The sequence below is a fragment of the Gillisia sp. Hel_I_29 genome (assembly GCF_000744275.1).
Taxonomy (GTDB): Bacteria; Bacteroidota; Bacteroidia; order Flavobacteriales; family Flavobacteriaceae; genus Gillisia.
In genome coordinates, this window is record NZ_JQLP01000005.1 from 1445009 (window position 1) to 1461661 (window position 16653).

General features: G+C 33.1%; 18 protein-coding genes. 10 read left to right on the plus strand and 8 right to left on the minus strand.

The window, feature by feature from the left end; all coding sequences use genetic code 11:
• Positions 1 to 93: 93 nt before the first annotated feature.
• Positions 94 to 576, minus strand: a complete 483-nt coding sequence (locus P163_RS11690; RefSeq protein ID WP_034891290.1) for a DUF4168 domain-containing protein — start codon at positions 574 to 576, stop codon at positions 94 to 96.
• 241 nt (positions 577 to 817) lie between these two features.
• Between P163_RS11690 and P163_RS11695 the strand changes: the two genes are divergently transcribed.
• Entirely contained in the window at positions 818 to 1783 is a 966-nt protein-coding gene (locus P163_RS11695; RefSeq protein ID WP_051931234.1) for a L,D-transpeptidase, read from the plus strand.
• A 60-nt stretch (positions 1784 to 1843) separates the two neighbouring features.
• On the opposite strand, the gene P163_RS11700 is transcribed toward P163_RS11695, so the two are convergent.
• The 3 genes from P163_RS11700 to P163_RS11710 form a co-directional block, all read right to left on the minus strand.
• On the minus strand, positions 1844 to 2638 hold the full coding sequence (locus tag P163_RS11700) for an HAD family hydrolase (protein WP_034891294.1): 795 nt from the start codon (positions 2636 to 2638) through the stop codon (positions 1844 to 1846).
• Between the two features lie 154 nt (positions 2639 to 2792).
• The gene (locus P163_RS11705) at positions 2793 to 3149 is read right to left on the minus strand and encodes a phage holin family protein (protein WP_034891297.1); all 357 of its coding nucleotides are present in this window, start codon (positions 3147 to 3149) and stop codon (positions 2793 to 2795) included.
• 73 nt (positions 3150 to 3222) lie between these two features.
• Positions 3223 to 3852, minus strand: coding sequence for a vancomycin high temperature exclusion protein (locus P163_RS11710; protein WP_034891300.1), 630 nt, complete (start codon positions 3850 to 3852; stop codon positions 3223 to 3225).
• A gap of 133 nt (positions 3853 to 3985) precedes the next feature.
• Between P163_RS11710 and P163_RS11715 the strand changes: the two genes are divergently transcribed.
• Positions 3986 to 4615 carry an NAD(P)H-dependent oxidoreductase gene (locus P163_RS11715; protein ID WP_034891303.1) on the plus strand — a complete coding sequence of 210 codons (630 nt, stop codon included), beginning with the start codon at positions 3986 to 3988 and terminating at the stop codon, positions 4613 to 4615.
• Between the two features lie 32 nt (positions 4616 to 4647).
• Here the strand turns inward: P163_RS11715 and ribB are convergent, their stop codons facing one another.
• Genes ribB through P163_RS11735 form a run of 4 tightly spaced genes read right to left on the minus strand, consistent with a single transcriptional unit; the run spans position 4648 to position 10325 of the window.
• Positions 4648 to 5796 (minus strand): 3,4-dihydroxy-2-butanone-4-phosphate synthase, encoded by a 1149-nt coding sequence (gene ribB, locus P163_RS11720; RefSeq protein ID WP_034891307.1) that lies wholly within the window; start codon positions 5794 to 5796, stop codon positions 4648 to 4650.
• Between the two features lie 35 nt (positions 5797 to 5831).
• Positions 5832 to 7274, minus strand: coding sequence for an LptF/LptG family permease (locus P163_RS11725; protein ID WP_051931235.1), 1443 nt, complete (start codon positions 7272 to 7274; stop codon positions 5832 to 5834).
• Between the two features lie 2 nt (positions 7275 to 7276).
• Positions 7277 to 7924: a LolA family protein gene (locus P163_RS11730; RefSeq protein WP_034891314.1), complete on the minus strand. Its 648-nt coding sequence runs from the start codon at positions 7922 to 7924 to the stop codon at positions 7277 to 7279.
• A gap of 22 nt (positions 7925 to 7946) precedes the next feature.
• Positions 7947 to 10325, minus strand: a complete 2379-nt coding sequence (locus tag P163_RS11735; protein ID WP_034891318.1) for a DNA translocase FtsK — start codon at positions 10323 to 10325, stop codon at positions 7947 to 7949.
• 358 nt (positions 10326 to 10683) lie between these two features.
• On the opposite strand from P163_RS11735, the gene P163_RS11740 reads away from it, so the two are divergent.
• The 8 genes from P163_RS11740 to P163_RS17905 all read left to right on the plus strand — a co-directional run bounded on the left by P163_RS11740 (position 10684) and on the right by P163_RS17905 (position 16647).
• Positions 10684 to 11016 carry an ArsR/SmtB family transcription factor gene (locus P163_RS11740; protein ID WP_034891322.1) on the plus strand — a complete coding sequence of 111 codons (333 nt, stop codon included), beginning with the start codon at positions 10684 to 10686 and terminating at the stop codon, positions 11014 to 11016.
• A gap of 30 nt (positions 11017 to 11046) precedes the next feature.
• The gene (locus P163_RS11745; protein ID WP_034891325.1) at positions 11047 to 11517 is read left to right on the plus strand and encodes a DUF6428 family protein; all 471 of its coding nucleotides are present in this window, start codon (positions 11047 to 11049) and stop codon (positions 11515 to 11517) included.
• Positions 11518 to 11576: 59 nt separating this feature from the next.
• A complete protein-coding gene (locus P163_RS11750; protein WP_034891328.1) occupies positions 11577 to 12206 on the plus strand; it encodes a low molecular weight phosphatase family protein in 630 nt (209 codons plus the stop codon).
• Between the two features lie 8 nt (positions 12207 to 12214).
• Positions 12215 to 13252 (plus strand): ACR3 family arsenite efflux transporter, encoded by a 1038-nt coding sequence (gene arsB, locus P163_RS11755; protein WP_034891331.1) that lies wholly within the window; start codon positions 12215 to 12217, stop codon positions 13250 to 13252.
• Between the two features lie 222 nt (positions 13253 to 13474).
• Positions 13475 to 13624, plus strand: a complete 150-nt coding sequence (locus P163_RS18330) for a hypothetical protein (RefSeq protein ID WP_156100697.1) — start codon at positions 13475 to 13477, stop codon at positions 13622 to 13624.
• 326 nt (positions 13625 to 13950) lie between these two features.
• Positions 13951 to 14376, plus strand: coding sequence for a hypothetical protein (locus P163_RS11760; RefSeq protein ID WP_034891335.1), 426 nt, complete (start codon positions 13951 to 13953; stop codon positions 14374 to 14376).
• Positions 14377 to 14488: 112 nt separating this feature from the next.
• Positions 14489 to 15472 carry a hypothetical protein gene (locus P163_RS11765; RefSeq protein ID WP_034891338.1) on the plus strand — a complete coding sequence of 328 codons (984 nt, stop codon included), beginning with the start codon at positions 14489 to 14491 and terminating at the stop codon, positions 15470 to 15472.
• Positions 15473 to 15573: 101 nt separating this feature from the next.
• Positions 15574 to 16647, plus strand: coding sequence for a serine hydrolase domain-containing protein (locus P163_RS17905; RefSeq protein ID WP_051931236.1), 1074 nt, complete (start codon positions 15574 to 15576; stop codon positions 16645 to 16647).
• The last annotated feature ends 6 nt before the right edge of the window (positions 16648 to 16653 follow it).

Sequence of the window (16653 nt, forward strand, 5' to 3'; positions counted from 1 at the left end):
GATATGGATGAAATATCTATGTTTATTGCCAATTCTTTAATTAAAAAGCCCCCATTGGTATGGAGGCCTTTAAACATATACTTTAAAATTGAATTATTCTGAAGTCAATATTTTTTGCAGTCTGTTCTGAAGATCCGTATCAGATTGTAAAGCTATACCTATCTCCTTATATCTTTCTATTGTAAAACCTGCATCTTTTACCAGATTTTCCATTTCGTCTTGAAAATCTTTTTGAGCATCTTCAAGATCTTCTACTGCATCTTCATATTTTTTTATGTCTTCTTTGCTTGCAGTAGGCTCTGTATTGGTCATTTTGGCCTGGTGAATTGCATTAAATGTATTCACATCCATTTCACGTTCGCTCAGTTTTTCTATTACCTTAGATTGCATTTTCTGACTTTCTTGTTGCATATCATTAAAAGTAGCGGCGAACTTTGCTAATTCTGCATCATCTACATTAATTGCAGATTGCTGCTCAACTTTAGGCGTTACATCTTGGGCAAAGCATGTTGCACCAGTAAATAGTCCAAATGTCAGGGCTATATAACTTATTTTTGATTTAATTAAATTCAACATGATCTCTTATTTTATTTGTTAATAGGTGGCGCAAGCTAAAGGATTTTAAGCGTGTGAAGCTAAAATTTACGTTAAATCATAATTTAATCTGCAATTAGGAAAAATTTATCAAATAATTGGAGATCCTTTAACCATAAGAGATGAGCAATTTATCTAGTTTGGCTCTCTGTAAATAACCTAACACTAACTTTTTAATATGGTTGCTATTTTCTCCATATTAGAATCGACAATTATGTAATTGATGCGTAAAAAATTCCATACTCAAATTTTTCTCCCGGCCTTTTCCTTTTTAATGATATTAGGGGTTTCTTGCAATAGGAACAATTCCGAAGTTACCAAAGATGTTGAGCAACGATCTAAATCCTTAGATACTATATATACAGAGAAAGAACCAGAGCCTGAACCAGAACTAATTGTAAACTATAGTATAGATTCTCTTGCCACAGCAGTACTTGTAGATAGTTTTAAAACCAAGTATGATGATCATCAAAAAGCAATAATTTATGCTCTTAATAGGATAGATGCTTCTAGAGTTAGACCAAAGACAAATCTAGTTATTCCAGATACATTACTTGCAGATCTAAATTCTTATGCTCCATTTCCAAAGAACCTAGATATTTTGAATTCTATACCTAAAACCGTTCTTATAGCACAGAGAATACAGGCTTTTGCATTATTTGAAAATGGAAAATTAGTAAAATGGGGGCCTATAAGTTCTGGAAAGAGAACGACACCGACTCCAAACGGACTTCACTATGGGAATTATAAAGCCAAGCAAAAGATAAGCACCGTTAATGATGCGTGGAAATTACCTTATTATTTCAATTTTATGAATTTTGAGGGAGTAGGAGTACATCAGTATTCTTTACCAGGATATCCTGCAAGCCATGCATGTGTTAGATTATATATGGACGATGCGCAATATATTTATGATTGGGCCAAGCAATGGGAATTAAACCCTACTGGGCAAAAGGTAGTAAAAAAAGGTACTCCTTTTATGGTCTTTGGTACGTATGATTATAAGAGTGATGCCCCATGGAGACAGTTAGCAAATGATAGATTGAATAACGATCTTATAGATGAAGAAATTGCTACTCTAAAAGATTATGCCTCTCAATATGACGATTATATTAAAACGACGCAACCTAGTGATGACTTGGATAAAGAACTTTCTCTAAGCGAAGGAACTGTGGTTACCTATAACTAAAACTATATTTATTAAATAATAGAAAAAGGTTCGTATTAGATACGAACCTTTTTTTTATTTCTAGTTTTTAAGTAGCCCTAATTCTTTAATAGTTCTTAGTACACCATTTTGATTATTATCGAAGTTCGTGACATAATTACTGGCGCTTTTTATTTCAGGATGCGCATTTTTCATAGCATAGCTAAATTTCGCATTCTGCATCATTTCTAGATCATTAAGATAATCTCCAAAAACAAGAGTTTCTTCAGGGGTTATATTCATTTCTTCTTGAATCCCTTTAATGGCATTTCCTTTATTTGCAGTTAAGGTGGTTATATCTATAAAAACGCTTGCAGCAATTGCTACCTTAAAATCATCTTTGTATTCCTTAAAATGGTGGAAGGTGTTTTCTTCAACTCCTTTAAAATTACACAAGGTCACTTTCAAAACAGTATCATCTACCTTGGTAAGATCATCCACGATCTTCAAACGCTCGTAATATTTATTAATCTCCTTATAAAAACTATCATCCTGAGTCTCTATATATGCAGAGTTCTTTCCGCAAAGTACCAGTTGGGTATGCTCTAAGGTTCTTCCAATTTTAATGAACTTATTGGCATCATCTCTTTTTAAAGGATTCAGATAAACTTCTTTGCCTTTATAGACCACATACGTTCCGTTTTCTGCAAAGAATAACATCCTGTCCTTTATCCTTTCAAATTTACTTTCAAGGTTATAGAATTGTCTTCCGCTTGCTACAGAAAACATAATTCCTTTCTTTGTTAGCGCTTCTTCAATTTCCCAAAAATCTGGATGTATTTGATGCTCATCATTAAGCAACGTTCCATCCATATCTGTGACGATCAATTTTATCATACTATGTTTTAAAAAAGGGCAAAGATAAGTTATATCAAGGCAGATAAAGTTAAGATTGTATCAATTCTAAGTGTCGAATGATCGGTCATCCAATGTCATAAAAAAAGCACCTCAAAATAAATTGAAGTGCTTTTGTTTTAAAATATAGTATCGATTAGAATAGAATAGCGTCTACTAAGGCTCCTACCAGTGCTAGAATAACGGCTAACCATATAGAGGTAACAAAACCTATTGTTTTAAAATCTTTGCTTAATTGATCTGCAAGCTCTATAATTATAGCATATACTACAACTCTTATTATAAACCCTAAACCTAAGAAATAGAAAATTCCTAACGTGGCAATGTTGAGAACAACTGTAAGGATCCAGCTTAGAAAGAAGCTCAGAATACCAATTAATAGCGCCACGATAAGAGCTGTTTTAAAACCTTTAAGGTGAACTTTAGTCATCATCTTAGCTGCGCCTAAAAGAACTAGAGCATCAATAACAATATGAAGTATCCATTGTAACATATATTATTTTTTTTTGGTTAGTTAATCTAAAGTAATAAAATTCCAGCAATTGTTAATCATATGCTGTTGCTTGCTAAATTCGCTTTTTGAGTGTTGTGGGCTTCGCATTAATAACCAGTTCCCAAATAGCTTTGATATTAGCAAGTTTCTCTCTAAATATAATTTGCTGAGTTGCTTTATAATCTTGGGGCTTTGCCGCAAACCCTTTGTAATTTAAACCAAGATGTTTTGCTATAAAAAGAGATCTTGGCAGATGAAAGCTTTGAGTTATTACTATAGCGCTATCCATATCAAACAAAGCTTTAGATCTATACATGCTATCATAAGTATCCAAACCAGCATGGTCTAAAGTTATTTTATTTTGTGGTACCCCTTTGCCAAGGAGATAGTTTTTCATAGAATTTACTTCATCATAATCATCTGTAGTATGATCTCCACTTAAAAGAAAATTTTCAACCTTACCAGATTCATATAAAAGATAGGCAGTATCTACACGATCTTTTAAAATTGGAGATAATTTTCCGTCAGAGTGTACGCTGGCACCTAAAACAATAGCGGTCGTGGTTTCAGGAATATCTTGCATATTCTTAATAAACATTGAGGAGGTATCTTTTTTTATGTATGCGTGAATACCAAATATTACCAGCATTGCTAATACTCCACCAAGAAAGAGCATAAAAAGGATCTTTTTCAATCTTCTCATATTCTGAATTAAATATCCTGACTTTTGGCCGAATATAGCTATTTATATTGGTTGATAGGTTTAATTTATCAATTAACGCCGAGCTTCTTTCTTACATTGCTTAACTTTGAAGAAATATTAAATCTGAAGGTTTATGCCTAATATAAAAGCCTTAAAATGGCGCTATGCTACAAAAAAATTTGATTCTGAAAAGATCTTACCAAAAGATAAGATAGATACGTTAAAGCATGCTTTTAATCTTACGGCAACTTCTTATGGCCTACAGCCGTTAAAATTGCTGGTAATTCAAAATAAAGAGCTACAAAAAGAGCTTAAGGAATTTTCATATAATCAAAATCAGGTAGATACCGCATCTCATCTATTGGTTATTTGTATAGAAAGCCAGATAAGTACAGAATTTATAGAGAATTATTTTAAAAGAGTGAAACATGTTAGAGAAACTCCAGAAGAGATCTTAAACCCATTTAAGGATTTTCTAGTTAAGGACTTTAAAGAAAAAACGAAAGAGGAGATCAACGCCTGGGCTATCAATCAGGCATATTTAACGCTTGGTACCATGCTTACAGTGTGTGCAACAGAAGAAATAGATTCTTGCCCGATGGAAGGCTTTATACCTGAAAAATACGATGAGTTATTGAGGCTGAAAGAACATAATCTTCATTCTGTACTGGTATTGCCGGTGGGGTATAGATCACTAGATGATGCATTTTCAGGTTTTAAAAAAGTACGTCGCCCATTGGACGACGTAATTATAGAATTTTAAACCTGAATGTTTAAAAGGTTTATATAGTATTATTAATAGTTCACATATTCTGTGATCTCCAAACCATACCCAATCATACCAACACGTTTGGTTTGTTGGGTATTTGATAATAATTTGATCTTATGAATATTAAGATCGTGCAGGATTTGAGCTCCAATCCCAAAATCTTTATTATCCATAATAACAGGAGGAGCCTTCATTTCACCCTGTTTTTGTCTTTCTTTAAGTTCTCCTAATCTATTAAGTAGGTTAAGAGATTGACTGGGCGGATTTATAAAAACAATGGCGCCACGGCCTTCATCATTAACAGCCTTAAACATATCGTCCAGTTTCTTATCTGCATTATTAGTAAGCGTACCAAGAATGTCATTATTAATAAGTGTAGAATTAACTCTTACCAAAATTTCTTCTGAAGCACTCCAACTTCCTTTAGTTAAAGCAATATGAACCTGATTGTTGGTGGTTTGATGATAGGCGCGTAATCTATAGTTTCCAAATCTGGTCTCTATATTAAAATCTTCTTTTTTCTCTATCAAAGAATCATGTTGCATTCTATAAGCTACAAGGTCTTCTATAGATACCAATTTAAGATCGAACTTTTCAGCAACTTCCACCAGTTGAGGTAGCCGTGCCATAGTTCCATCTTCGTTCATTATCTCTACAATTACCCCTGCTGGTTGAAAACCGGCCAATCTTGCAAAATCTATAGCTGCTTCTGTATGTCCTGTTCTTCTTAGTACTCCACCTTCTTTTGCTTTTAGCGGGAAAATATGCCCTGGGCGACTAAGGTCATGCGGTTTGGTTGTAGGATCTACAAGCGCTTTTATCGTTTTGGCTCTGTCTCCCGCAGAAATTCCGGTGGTAACACCTTTACCTTTTAAATCTATAGAAATTGTAAAGGCAGTTTCCATAGGATCTGTGTTATTGCCTACCATCATTTCTAGCTTAAGAGCTGTGCAATGTTCTTCGGTAATTGGAGTACAGATAAGTCCTCTCCCATGGGTAGCCATGAAGTTGATCATCTCGGGAGTTACCATCTCGGCAGCTGCCAAAAAATCTCCTTCGTTTTCACGATCTACATCGTCTACAACAATAATCACTTTTCCATTTCGAATATCCTCAATGGCTTCTTGAATAGTATGTAATTTGATCTTATTTTGATTTTCAACAGTATCGGGCATAGCAATATACTTTTAAGAATGCAAAGGTATTTAATCTATTTTGTTTCCTTCTTAATAAGGCCGAGTTTTTTAAACAGCTTAGAGAACGGTTGGATTATATTTCCAACTGCTAAAAGTCCTTGATCTGTAGTAGCTCTGTAAGTAAAGAATATACCTAATGGTAACATAATAAATGTGGAGATCCAAGTGGCTAGAAACGGACTCATACTGCCGTCTTCTGCACTATTCTTTGCAAAAATACCTATAAAATGATAGGTTAGAAATATAAGAATAGCCACAACTATTGGTAAACCCATTCCACCTTTTCTAATAATTGCTCCTAGCGGTGCTCCAACAAAAAAAAGAACGATACATGCAATAGAGAGGGCGAATTTCTCATGAAGCGCGATCTCAAATTTATTTAATTGCTTGGCAGATCCTTTAAATTCCTGCTCTTTTACGGTTATGTTAGAAATACCTGCATTTATAGTTCCTAAAGCCAAATTAACGATCTGTAGTTCTGTTTTTGGATCATAAAGTTCTAATACAGAATTTTCGAATGCTACAATAGTATCCTTAGGCGTATAATTTGTATTTACGGTTGTAGCCCCCGTTCTTCTATACATAACATCGGCAAAGATCTTTTTATCGTTATTAAAAGCAGTAGAAAAAGAATCTATACTCTGTTTCAATTCTGAAACTTTCAACATGTTCTGAGAATTTCTATAATTCTCATCACTAAGATCTACATTGTTGAAATTCGAAAGATCTATATTGATGGTGTATTCTTTAAAAAAACTTTTTGCAAACGGTTTATTTACGCGTTTAGATGGATCTGTAGGTTGAATCTCGTCGTAATAGTTCCCATTGGTTAGAATTAGAGAGAGTACTTGAGATTCTGTACTTCCTACCAATTCACCTTTTTCGGCTTTAATTACAGTAAAATTACCTCCCCTAGTAGATTTTTGGTGAATTATAACATCATCTAAGTACTGATCATTATCTCCGGTTTTCTTATTCACCTTAATATTAAAATTCCCTACGTCATTAAAGATTCCTTCAGAAATGGCCATAGCAGGCTTTAACTGAGCGATATTCTTTCTTAAGTTTATTGATTTAAATTCTGCTGCTGGAATCACATTATTTGCAAAGAAAAAGGCTATTAGGCTTACAAATACTATAAATACTGTAAGTCCACGCATGGCTCTTTGCAAGGAGATACCACTAGATTTCATCGCTGCAAATTCATAGTTTTCAGCAAAACTACCAAACACCATGATGGAGGTAAGCAAAATGGTAAGCGGCAATACCAGCGGAACTAATTTAGGAGAAAAATAAAGCAGGAATTTAAAAATAATTCCTGCGTCCAGATCTTTACCTGCAAGTTCCCCTATGTACAACCAAATGGTTTGTAGTACAAAAATGAACATCAGGATAATAAAAACCGAAAAGAATGTCTTAAGGTAACTTACAAGTATATATCTGTCTAATATCTTCAAAATTAATCCAGTCTGTTAATGTAGTAGTCTTTGTATCTAGCCTCGTTAAAAGAAAATAAGTTCTTAGCTAAAGGCTGATTTGTTTTAAAGCTCTTTACAGTAATAGTGATCTTAGTTCCATTCTCCTGAGTTTGGATAAGATTGTAAATATGCTTTGTTTGATTGTCTATCCCTAATAGAATATTTTTTACATCGGCATTGCTATCTTTCGGAGTCAGTTTAATATACTGGATCTTTCTACCTTTAATGTTCTGAGTAATATCCCATTTGTAGGTATACCCTTCTTGGTAGAAAGTAAACATTTTAGAAGGAGTTATATTATTTTCTTCTTCTGCAACATAGTTAGAAATATTGATCTCTTGATCTTCAGGAATAATAGTATAGATCTTTTTTCCATCAAATAATTGAGTGGTACCCATTAAATTTAATACGTACTTCTCTCCATTAATGCTTACGTCTCCGCGAGTTTCTTGGTTAACTCCTTCAGCTTCATTTTCCAAAGAATATTTGAAATCTATAACCATATTATTGTAGGCTTTCACTTTAGATGAAACTTCATCTAAAAGCTTTTTTGCTTTTTGTGAATCCTGAGCATTCGCGGTGTTAAAAACACTCAAAAGGGCAATCATTATAATACTTAATCTTTTCATTTTATGATCTTTAATTGTTGGCTTAATTGTTTAAGAGTTGATCTAGCGATGTCATATCTGAAACTAAAACTTGTCTAGCCTTGCTTCCTTCAAAAGGACCAACTACTCCTGCAGCTTCTAATTGATCTATAATTCGTCCGGCACGATTATATCCTAATTTTAATTTACGTTGCAGTAAAGAAGCAGATCCTTGCTGTGCAATAACTATAACTTCTGCGGCTTCTCGAAACAGCTTATCTCGCTCGCTCACATCTATATCAAGACTTGTGCCATTGTCCTCTCCTTCGTACTCTGGCAGGAGGTGAGCGTCTGGATAGGCTTTTTGAGAACCAATAAACTCTGTTACTTTATCTACCTCCGGAGTGTCTATAAATGCACATTGTAAACGTATTAATTCGTTACCCTGCGTGAATAACATATCTCCACGCCCAATTAACTGATCTGCTCCTTGGCTATCTAGAATTGTACGTGAATCTATTTTAGAGGTAACTCTAAAAGCAATTCGAGCTGGGAAGTTAGCTTTAATAATACCGGTAATTACGTTAACCGACGGTCTTTGGGTAGCAATAATAAGGTGAATACCAATAGCACGTGCTAATTGCGCAAGTCTCGCAATTGGAGCTTCAACCTCTTTTCCTGCCGTCATGATAAGATCTGCAAACTCATCTACCACTAATACTATATAAGGTAAAAATTTATGACCGTTTTCAGGATTTAACTTTCTAGCCTTAAATTTTACGTTGTATTCTTTAATATTCCTTACCATGGCATCTTTCAACAAGTTGTACCTGTCGTCCATTTCTATACATAAGGAATTAAGTGTATTTATTACCTTGGTGTTATCAGTAATAATAGCGTCTTCAGATCCTGGAAGTTTAGCTAAGTAATGTCTTTCAATTTTATTGAAAAGTGTAAGTTCTACCTTCTTAGGATCTACCAATACAAATTTCACTTCTGCAGGATGTTTGCAATATAGTAACGAAGTTAGAATGGCATTCAATCCAACAGATTTACCTTGTCCTGTTGCTCCTGCCATTAGTAAGTGAGGCATTTTAGCCAGATCTACCACAAATGTTTCATTAGAAATAGATTTTCCTAAAGCTAAAGGCAATTCCATTTCTGCATTTTGAAATTTTGGAGATGCAATTACAGAACGCATGGAAACAATAGTAGCATTCTTATTAGGAACTTCTATACCTATGGTACCTTTTCCAGGTATTGGTGCAATAATACGAATCCCTAAGGCTGCTAGAGAAAGCGCAATATCATCTTCTAAGTTCTTAATTTTAGAGATTCGAATACCTGCTTCTGGTACAATCTCATAGAGAGTTACTGTTGGTCCAACGGTAGCTTTAATTTGAGCGATCTCTATTTTGTAATTTTTTAGTGTAGAGACAATAGTGTTCTTGTTCTCTTCTAATTCTTGTTGATCTACCGTAATTCCGCTGCCATTAACATTATAGTCTTTTAGCAGTTCTATAGTTGGCCATTTATAATTCTTCAGCTCTAGTGTAGGATCAAATTCTCCAAAGTCTTTTACCAATTTATTGCTTAGAGTATCTTCTACTTCTTCCTCTTCAATAGTCTCCACTTCCATTTTTACATCTTCTTCCTCTTCTTTTGCTGAAGGAGATGGAGTAGGAGGGGTAGTTTTTACCGGAGTTTCAAAACTTACGGAAGCTGGAGTCTCTGGTTTAATTTCTATCTTTGGTTCTGGCTTTTTAGTAATTGCTTCTGTAACCCAATTCTTCTCTTCTGAAGTGATCTTAGCAGCTTCTCGTTTTTGCTCAAAATCTTCATTTATTTCTTTCTTTTTAGATTTCACATACGTACCAATTAACTCTGGAGTGATCTTTAATCGAACCACTAAATATGCGATCATTAGAAAAGTAAGAAGCAGAATAGTTCCTATAACACCAATAAAATCTGTTAGATAATCATTGATCTCATAACCAACTCTTCCGCCTAAAAGTGGAAATTTAAGAGCAAAGAATCCTAGGAGAACAGACCACCATAAGATCATTAATAATCCCCATAACCAGAATTTAAATAGATTCTTCATCTTAAAGGCAAAGAATAGATAAACGCCTGTCATGGTAATAAGGGCTGCAAAGATAAATGCAGCAATACCAAAGCCATCATATATAAAAAAATCGCTAATGATCGCTCCAAATTTGCTCATCCAGTTCTTAGCTACGATCTCTCTGTTACCAAATTCGCTTAAAGTGCTTTGGTCTGTTTGCCAGTTAAATAGGAAAGAGATGAATGCAATGAATAAGGCTAATCCTAAAAGCATCAGGAAACTACCAAGTACTACTTTTTGTTGCCTGTTTAACTTAAAACTGGCTTTATTTATCTTAGTAGAATTTTTCTTTTTAGTGGAGGCTTTTTTATTGGCCATATAATTTCTGGGGAATTTTTGCAAAAATACAAATTAGAGCTTGTCTAAAATAAAGAAAAGGGATTCAATATTAACAATGCTATTTTTTTAATAATTCAACTCAAATCTAAGAATTTTATTTCGTGTTCTTAGGTCGAAATTGAATGTAACGAATATGCCCGAGATTTTATTGGTTGTTGGCTTCATGTTTTTTTACTGAAATCAAGTAATCTTCAAATTCAAAATTTGTATATAATTCAATAAATAACGATGATATATTAATGAATGTTTTTTAGTTTTGACTTGGATCGATGTTGAATATTTAAATCTCATCAATCAATAATTAATCGTAATATTGCAATAAACAAATTAAGTTGATATGGGCTTAGTAAAATCAGAAAAATTCACAGCACAGCAAAATTCGCTGGCTAACTTCGCAAAAGCATTTGGACATCCCGCTCGGGTAGCTATTTTGCAACATCTCTTTAAAATAAACTCTTGTATTTGTGGAGATCTGGTAAATGAAATAGGGCTAGCTCAACCTACAATATCGCAACATCTTAAAGAGCTTAAAAATATAGGCTTAATTAAAGGCAATATTGAAGGTACGAGTGTTTGCTATTGTATTGATTTAAAGAATTGGAACGCTATGAAAAAGGATTTTGGAGTATTTCTAGATCAAGATCTTAATTTAAATGACAGTTGTTGTTAATCAGAAAATAATAATTTAATAATTTATCTAATGAAATTATCACAAATAATTAAGATTCTAAAGGATGTAGAAAACATCAGTTTTAAATTACCAAACGGCGAGCTCGTTCCCAGTCATTTTCACGTAACTGAAGTAGGAAATGTTAGAAAACATTTTATTGATTGCGGAGGCACGATTAGAAACGAAGAGGTTATTAATTTTCAGTTATGGAATGAGAACGATTATGACCATAGATTGCATCCAGAAAAATTACTTGCTATCATAGAACTTTCAGAAAGTCAGTTAAATCTGGCAGATAATGAGATAGAAGTAGAGTATCAAGGAGATACCATAAGAAAGTTTGGTTTGGATTTTAATGGTACTGAATTTTTACTGACCAATAAGCAAACAGATTGCCTTGCTAAAGATAAATGTGGCATTTCTGAACCTAAACCAAAAAAGAATTTGTCTGATTTAAATAAAAAGAATTCTGAATGCTTGCCTGGTTCTGGTTGTTGTTAATTAGGAGTCTTTTTTAACCTGATTGATTAAAATTATATAATTTATTGAATGAGTAGCGAATGGAACACTCAGAAAGCCTCTATCCTAAATTAAAATCTTTTATAGATTCTTTGAATACCTCCCAAATTTCAGAACAGCGGAAACAAGAATTGCTGCCTTTAATTGAGAGTATTCAAGATAATAGAACTTATAATAAACCATTAGAGCTTGTATTTATTTGTACTCATAATTCTAGGAGAAGTGTATTAGCACAGGTTTGGGCCCAGACATTATCATATTATTTTAAACAGCCATATATTCACTGCTATTCTGGAGGTACAGAAGCTACAAGTGTATATCCTATGATTATTAAAGTATTGGCGGAATGTGGTCTTAAGATCGCTGTGAATGGTAAGTATAGCAATTCTAACTTTAGTATTTCCTATGCCGCCAATGTTCCTTCAATAGCTGTTTTCTCAAAACGTTTTGATGATGCTCAAAATCCGTCTCAAGAATTTCTGGCAATTATGACCTGCTCTCACGCAGATCAAAATTGTCCTTTCGTGGCTGGTGCTATAAAAAGATTTACCCTTACGTATGAAGATCCAAAGATCTATGATGAGACCACTAAAGAAAAAGAGAATTATAACATTCGAAATTATCAAATAGCTACCGAAATGAAGTTTATTTTTTCGAAGATCAATATCTAGTAACATCAATGAAAAAGCTTAGTAAGTTAGACCGATACTTAACACTTTGGATATTTTTAGCAATGATTCTGGGAGTTGTAATAGGATATTTTATTCCAAATTTCCCGATGATTGTTAATTCAATGAGTTCGGGAAGTACAAATATTCCTATTGCAATTGGTCTTATTGTAATGATGTATCCACCTTTAGCTAAAGTTAATTATAGATTGCTGCCAGAAGTTTTTAAAGATGTAAAATTACTTTCATTATCTCTTATTTTGAATTGGGTAATAGGTCCTATTCTGATGTTTGCACTTGCATTGCTCTTTTTACATGATCACCCAGAATATATGGTAGGTCTTATTTTAATAGGTTTGGCTAGGTGCATAGCTATGGTCTTGGTCTGGAATGATCTGGCAGAAGGAAGTAGTGAGTATGGTGCAGGCCTAGTGGCATTAAATAGTATTTTTCAGGTTTTTGCATATAGTTTTTATGCATGGTTGTTCATCACAAAATTACCGCCTCTTTTTGGTTTTGAGGGTGCTCTAGTTTCTATTTCAATAGGTACAATCGCTCAAAGTGTTGCTATTTATTTAGGAATTCCATTTGCCCTTGGTATCTTGACTAGGCTCATATTGATAAAGCTAAAAGGAGAAGTTTGGTATTCAGCTAAATTCTTGCCTAAAATAGCTCCTTTAACCCTCATCGCTTTATTATTTACCATCGTCATCATGTTCTCCCTTAAAGGTGAATTGATCTTGCAAATACCTATGGATGTATTACTTATAGCATTACCATTGTTAATCTATTTTAGTTTGATGTTTATAATAGGATTCTTTGCAAGTAAATTGATGGGCGCTAGTCACGCTAAAAATGCATCTATTGCCTTTACCGCCACAGGGAATAATTTTGAATTAGCTATAGCGGTTGCTATAGCAGTATTTGGATTAAATTCTGGACAGGCCTTTGCAGGGGTAATAGGTCCTTTGGTGGAAGTTCCGGCTCTAATATTACTGGTGCGGGTTTCTTTTTGGCTGAAAAGGAAATACTATCCCGCCTCAATGTAAATACCTTAGTATTTAGAAGTATTTATGTTAATTTTAAGATTTACTTTGCAGTGTTTCGAGAATTCTATTAAGTTTGAGGAAATTTCGGTAACCCTACTTATCGCAATCATTTGGGTTTTTTAATATGAATTTGATTATAATTTTGTCATAATATATTTTTCAATTCTACTAAAAAGTTTAAATATCATCAAAAAACGATAAATCTATAAAAGGCGATCCATCATGAAAACTTTAGTTATTATAATTGTAAGTTCTGTTGTTAATAATTATACAGAACAGCCGGTACATGTAGTTAAAGATACCATTCACCCCGTTAAGGAAATAAAGCTTGTAGTGAAGGCAGAGAAAGATCCTGCACTTAAAGAGCTTTAAAAAGCAGAAACTTCATCCATCTATATAACATAGTTAAGTCTATTGAGATTTAGCTTTACTGGCAGTTCTTGTTTTAAGATTTTATGAAAAGTTTTAATTTTTTGAAATATCTATTTCTACTAATTAGTATTTCTATTTTCATTCTTTATATTTTTGAAAAATCTTTCATCAATAAATATGTACTGTGCATTGGCTATGTAATGATCTTTTTAGTGCCTGTGTTACACAAAATGAAGAGTAGTTGATGTAGAAATATCTCTTAGCGAAAAGCTAATCTACAGCTTTTGAAATTGTATAAAAACACAGTATAACCTTTATTTTATTAAATGCCGACTCGAAGAATTAAACTTACGCGAGAGAAAGAGAATTACAATAAAAATTTAGAGTATAAAGTCTTTATTGATAAACAAGAGATTGCACATCTAAAAAATGGAGATTCTCAAATTATTAAACTTAAGACCAAAGCGCATTATTTAGAAGTGCGATTTAACTCTGGGAGTAGTGAAAAAATTCGTGTTGATAATTTAAAGGCAGACCAAGAACTATTAATTTCAGGAAACAATTTTAGAAATAAATATCTAAAATATGCAGGCGCTTTAATACCTTTAATTGGATTAAGCTTTGTATTGAAACACAATTATGATTTTATTAAACAAGTTGGGATATTCATCTTTGTTTCCTACTGTTTAATACTTATTTACATTTTAATATTTCAAAAAAGGAAATGGATTGATATAGAGCTTAAACATTAAAATTACTATCCAACCATTAGGTAAATAAGTGATTTCTGATCTTTTTTAAAAAATAGGTATGTTGAGAATTCTTCCAAATTGTATTAATAATATTACTAATTCAACTCAATAAATGAAAATTATAAAACTAAATTATTTTCTGATCCTGCTCTTAGTATTCAATAGTTCATGTGATAGCTCTAGTTCTAATTCTGATGATGATTTTGTAGAAGAGCCAGTCAAAGAGAGCGTAGATGATTATAACTTAGTTGCAGTTTCTGACCTTGGGGAGATATTTGAAATTGGTAATATAACAGGAAACGTTACAAACGTTGGTCAATTTTCTAAAGAGAATAGCAATACTATTTTATCTGCAAATACTTTGATAGCGAATGCAGAGAAGATCTATGCTTTAGAATATGTTTATAATCCTTCTCCAACAAATAATTTATTGATCTTTGATAGGATAAGTGGAGCGACCCAAATTATGTCTTTAGAGATTCCATCCTCCATAAAAGGAGATGAAAGAGGTATCGTTGCACTTGCTCGTTACAATGATAAACTTTTAGGAGTTCTTACAGAAAATGTCCTTACCACTAATACGGTAAAACACCTGATAAGTATAGATCTTCAAAATAAATCTATAACAGACTTGGGCATCACCTTTAATGAAAATAGAATTAGTTCTATGAAGTTGATTGATTCTAAAGTATATATCTCTACATGGGGTGAAGGTTTCTTAGAAATTGATCTAATAGATAAATCTGTAAGCAATTTTGAAACGATAAACGGTAGCAGATTAGCCCAAGTAAGTAATTCAGAATTAGCTATGATGCAGGCTGTGACCGGTTCAATTAACGGTGCTAAACCTGCGTTAGTAAATCTATCTACCAAAAATATTTCGGAAAGCTCTAATGATGAAATTTATGGCTTGGTTTCGGTTTTTGGGAATACGATATTCGATAATGGTATTTATATAAATTTGGTAAGTTCTAACAGTCTAAATCTTTATTTAGGCATTTTAAAAACAAATTTTTCAACTAATAAGAATACCATCGTTAATATCAATTCTACAACTATCAATAGAAATTTGATCATTGTAGATAGAACTAGGTAATATCTATTTAATTTTACTTATTACCTACAACTCTATGCGTTGCAGGTTGGACCAGAAATTGTTTCAAGGCCAAAATTTTAGATTGTTACAGCTAAACATCAATGAAGAAAATAATTTGCTTTATAATTTTCTGTGCGGTACTTAATGCTTGTGGACAAGATAAAGGTTTTATGGGTTATTCCACAGCCTTTGTTAATGAGGATAGCATTATAGAGATTAACTATGTAGGATTTGCAGATAGAGAAAACGGTGTGTTGTATAATATTAAAACCATTCAACCCGTAGGCTCTGTAAGTAAAACATTTATAGGGGTTTCACTACTGATCGCTCAGGAAAAGGGATTACTAGATTTGGATGATGACATTAATAAATATCTAGATTTTGAATTTGTAAATCCTCATTACAAAGGAGAAATTATAACCTTACGCCATTTAGCAACCCACACTTCGGGCATTTTGGATAATGAAAAAGCCTATAAGTCTTCATATACTTATGGATTAACACCACGTCTGAAACTGGGAGACTATTTGCGAGAATATCTGGCAAAAGGCGGAAATATGTATGCTAAAAACAATTTTAGTAAAGACAAGCCCGCAACAAGATATGAATATTCCAATATTGCATCTGCACTTGCGGCATATATAGTGGAAAAAGCCAGTGGAAAACCTTTTGATGTTTTTACAGATGAAAATATATTTAGCCCTTTGCATATGTACAATACTGGATGGTACTATAAAGATATCTCTATTGCAAACCATGCCATTTTGTATGATGAAAAGGATATAGCATTAAAGCCATATTCTTGCGATACTTACCCGGATGGCAGTCTAAAAACTACAATATTTGATCTTTCCATTTATCTCAAGGAACTAATAAAAGGATACCATGGAAATTCTACATTGCTGACTAAGGATTCCTGGAAGGAATTATTTGAAAAGAATTTTCATGATAAAGATAATGTCAAGCATAAAAGCGAAAAAGAGCCAAATACAGGAATTTTCATGATGTACTTTAAATCTGGTACTTTAGGACATACCGGATCGGATTATGGTGTTTCAGCAATTATTAATTTTGATCCGGAATCTGGTGAAGGAAAAATTTTTATGGCCAATGAAGATATTACAGACAAAAATATGGAAGAATTTAAATCAATTTGGAATAATATTGGTCAATAAGGTATT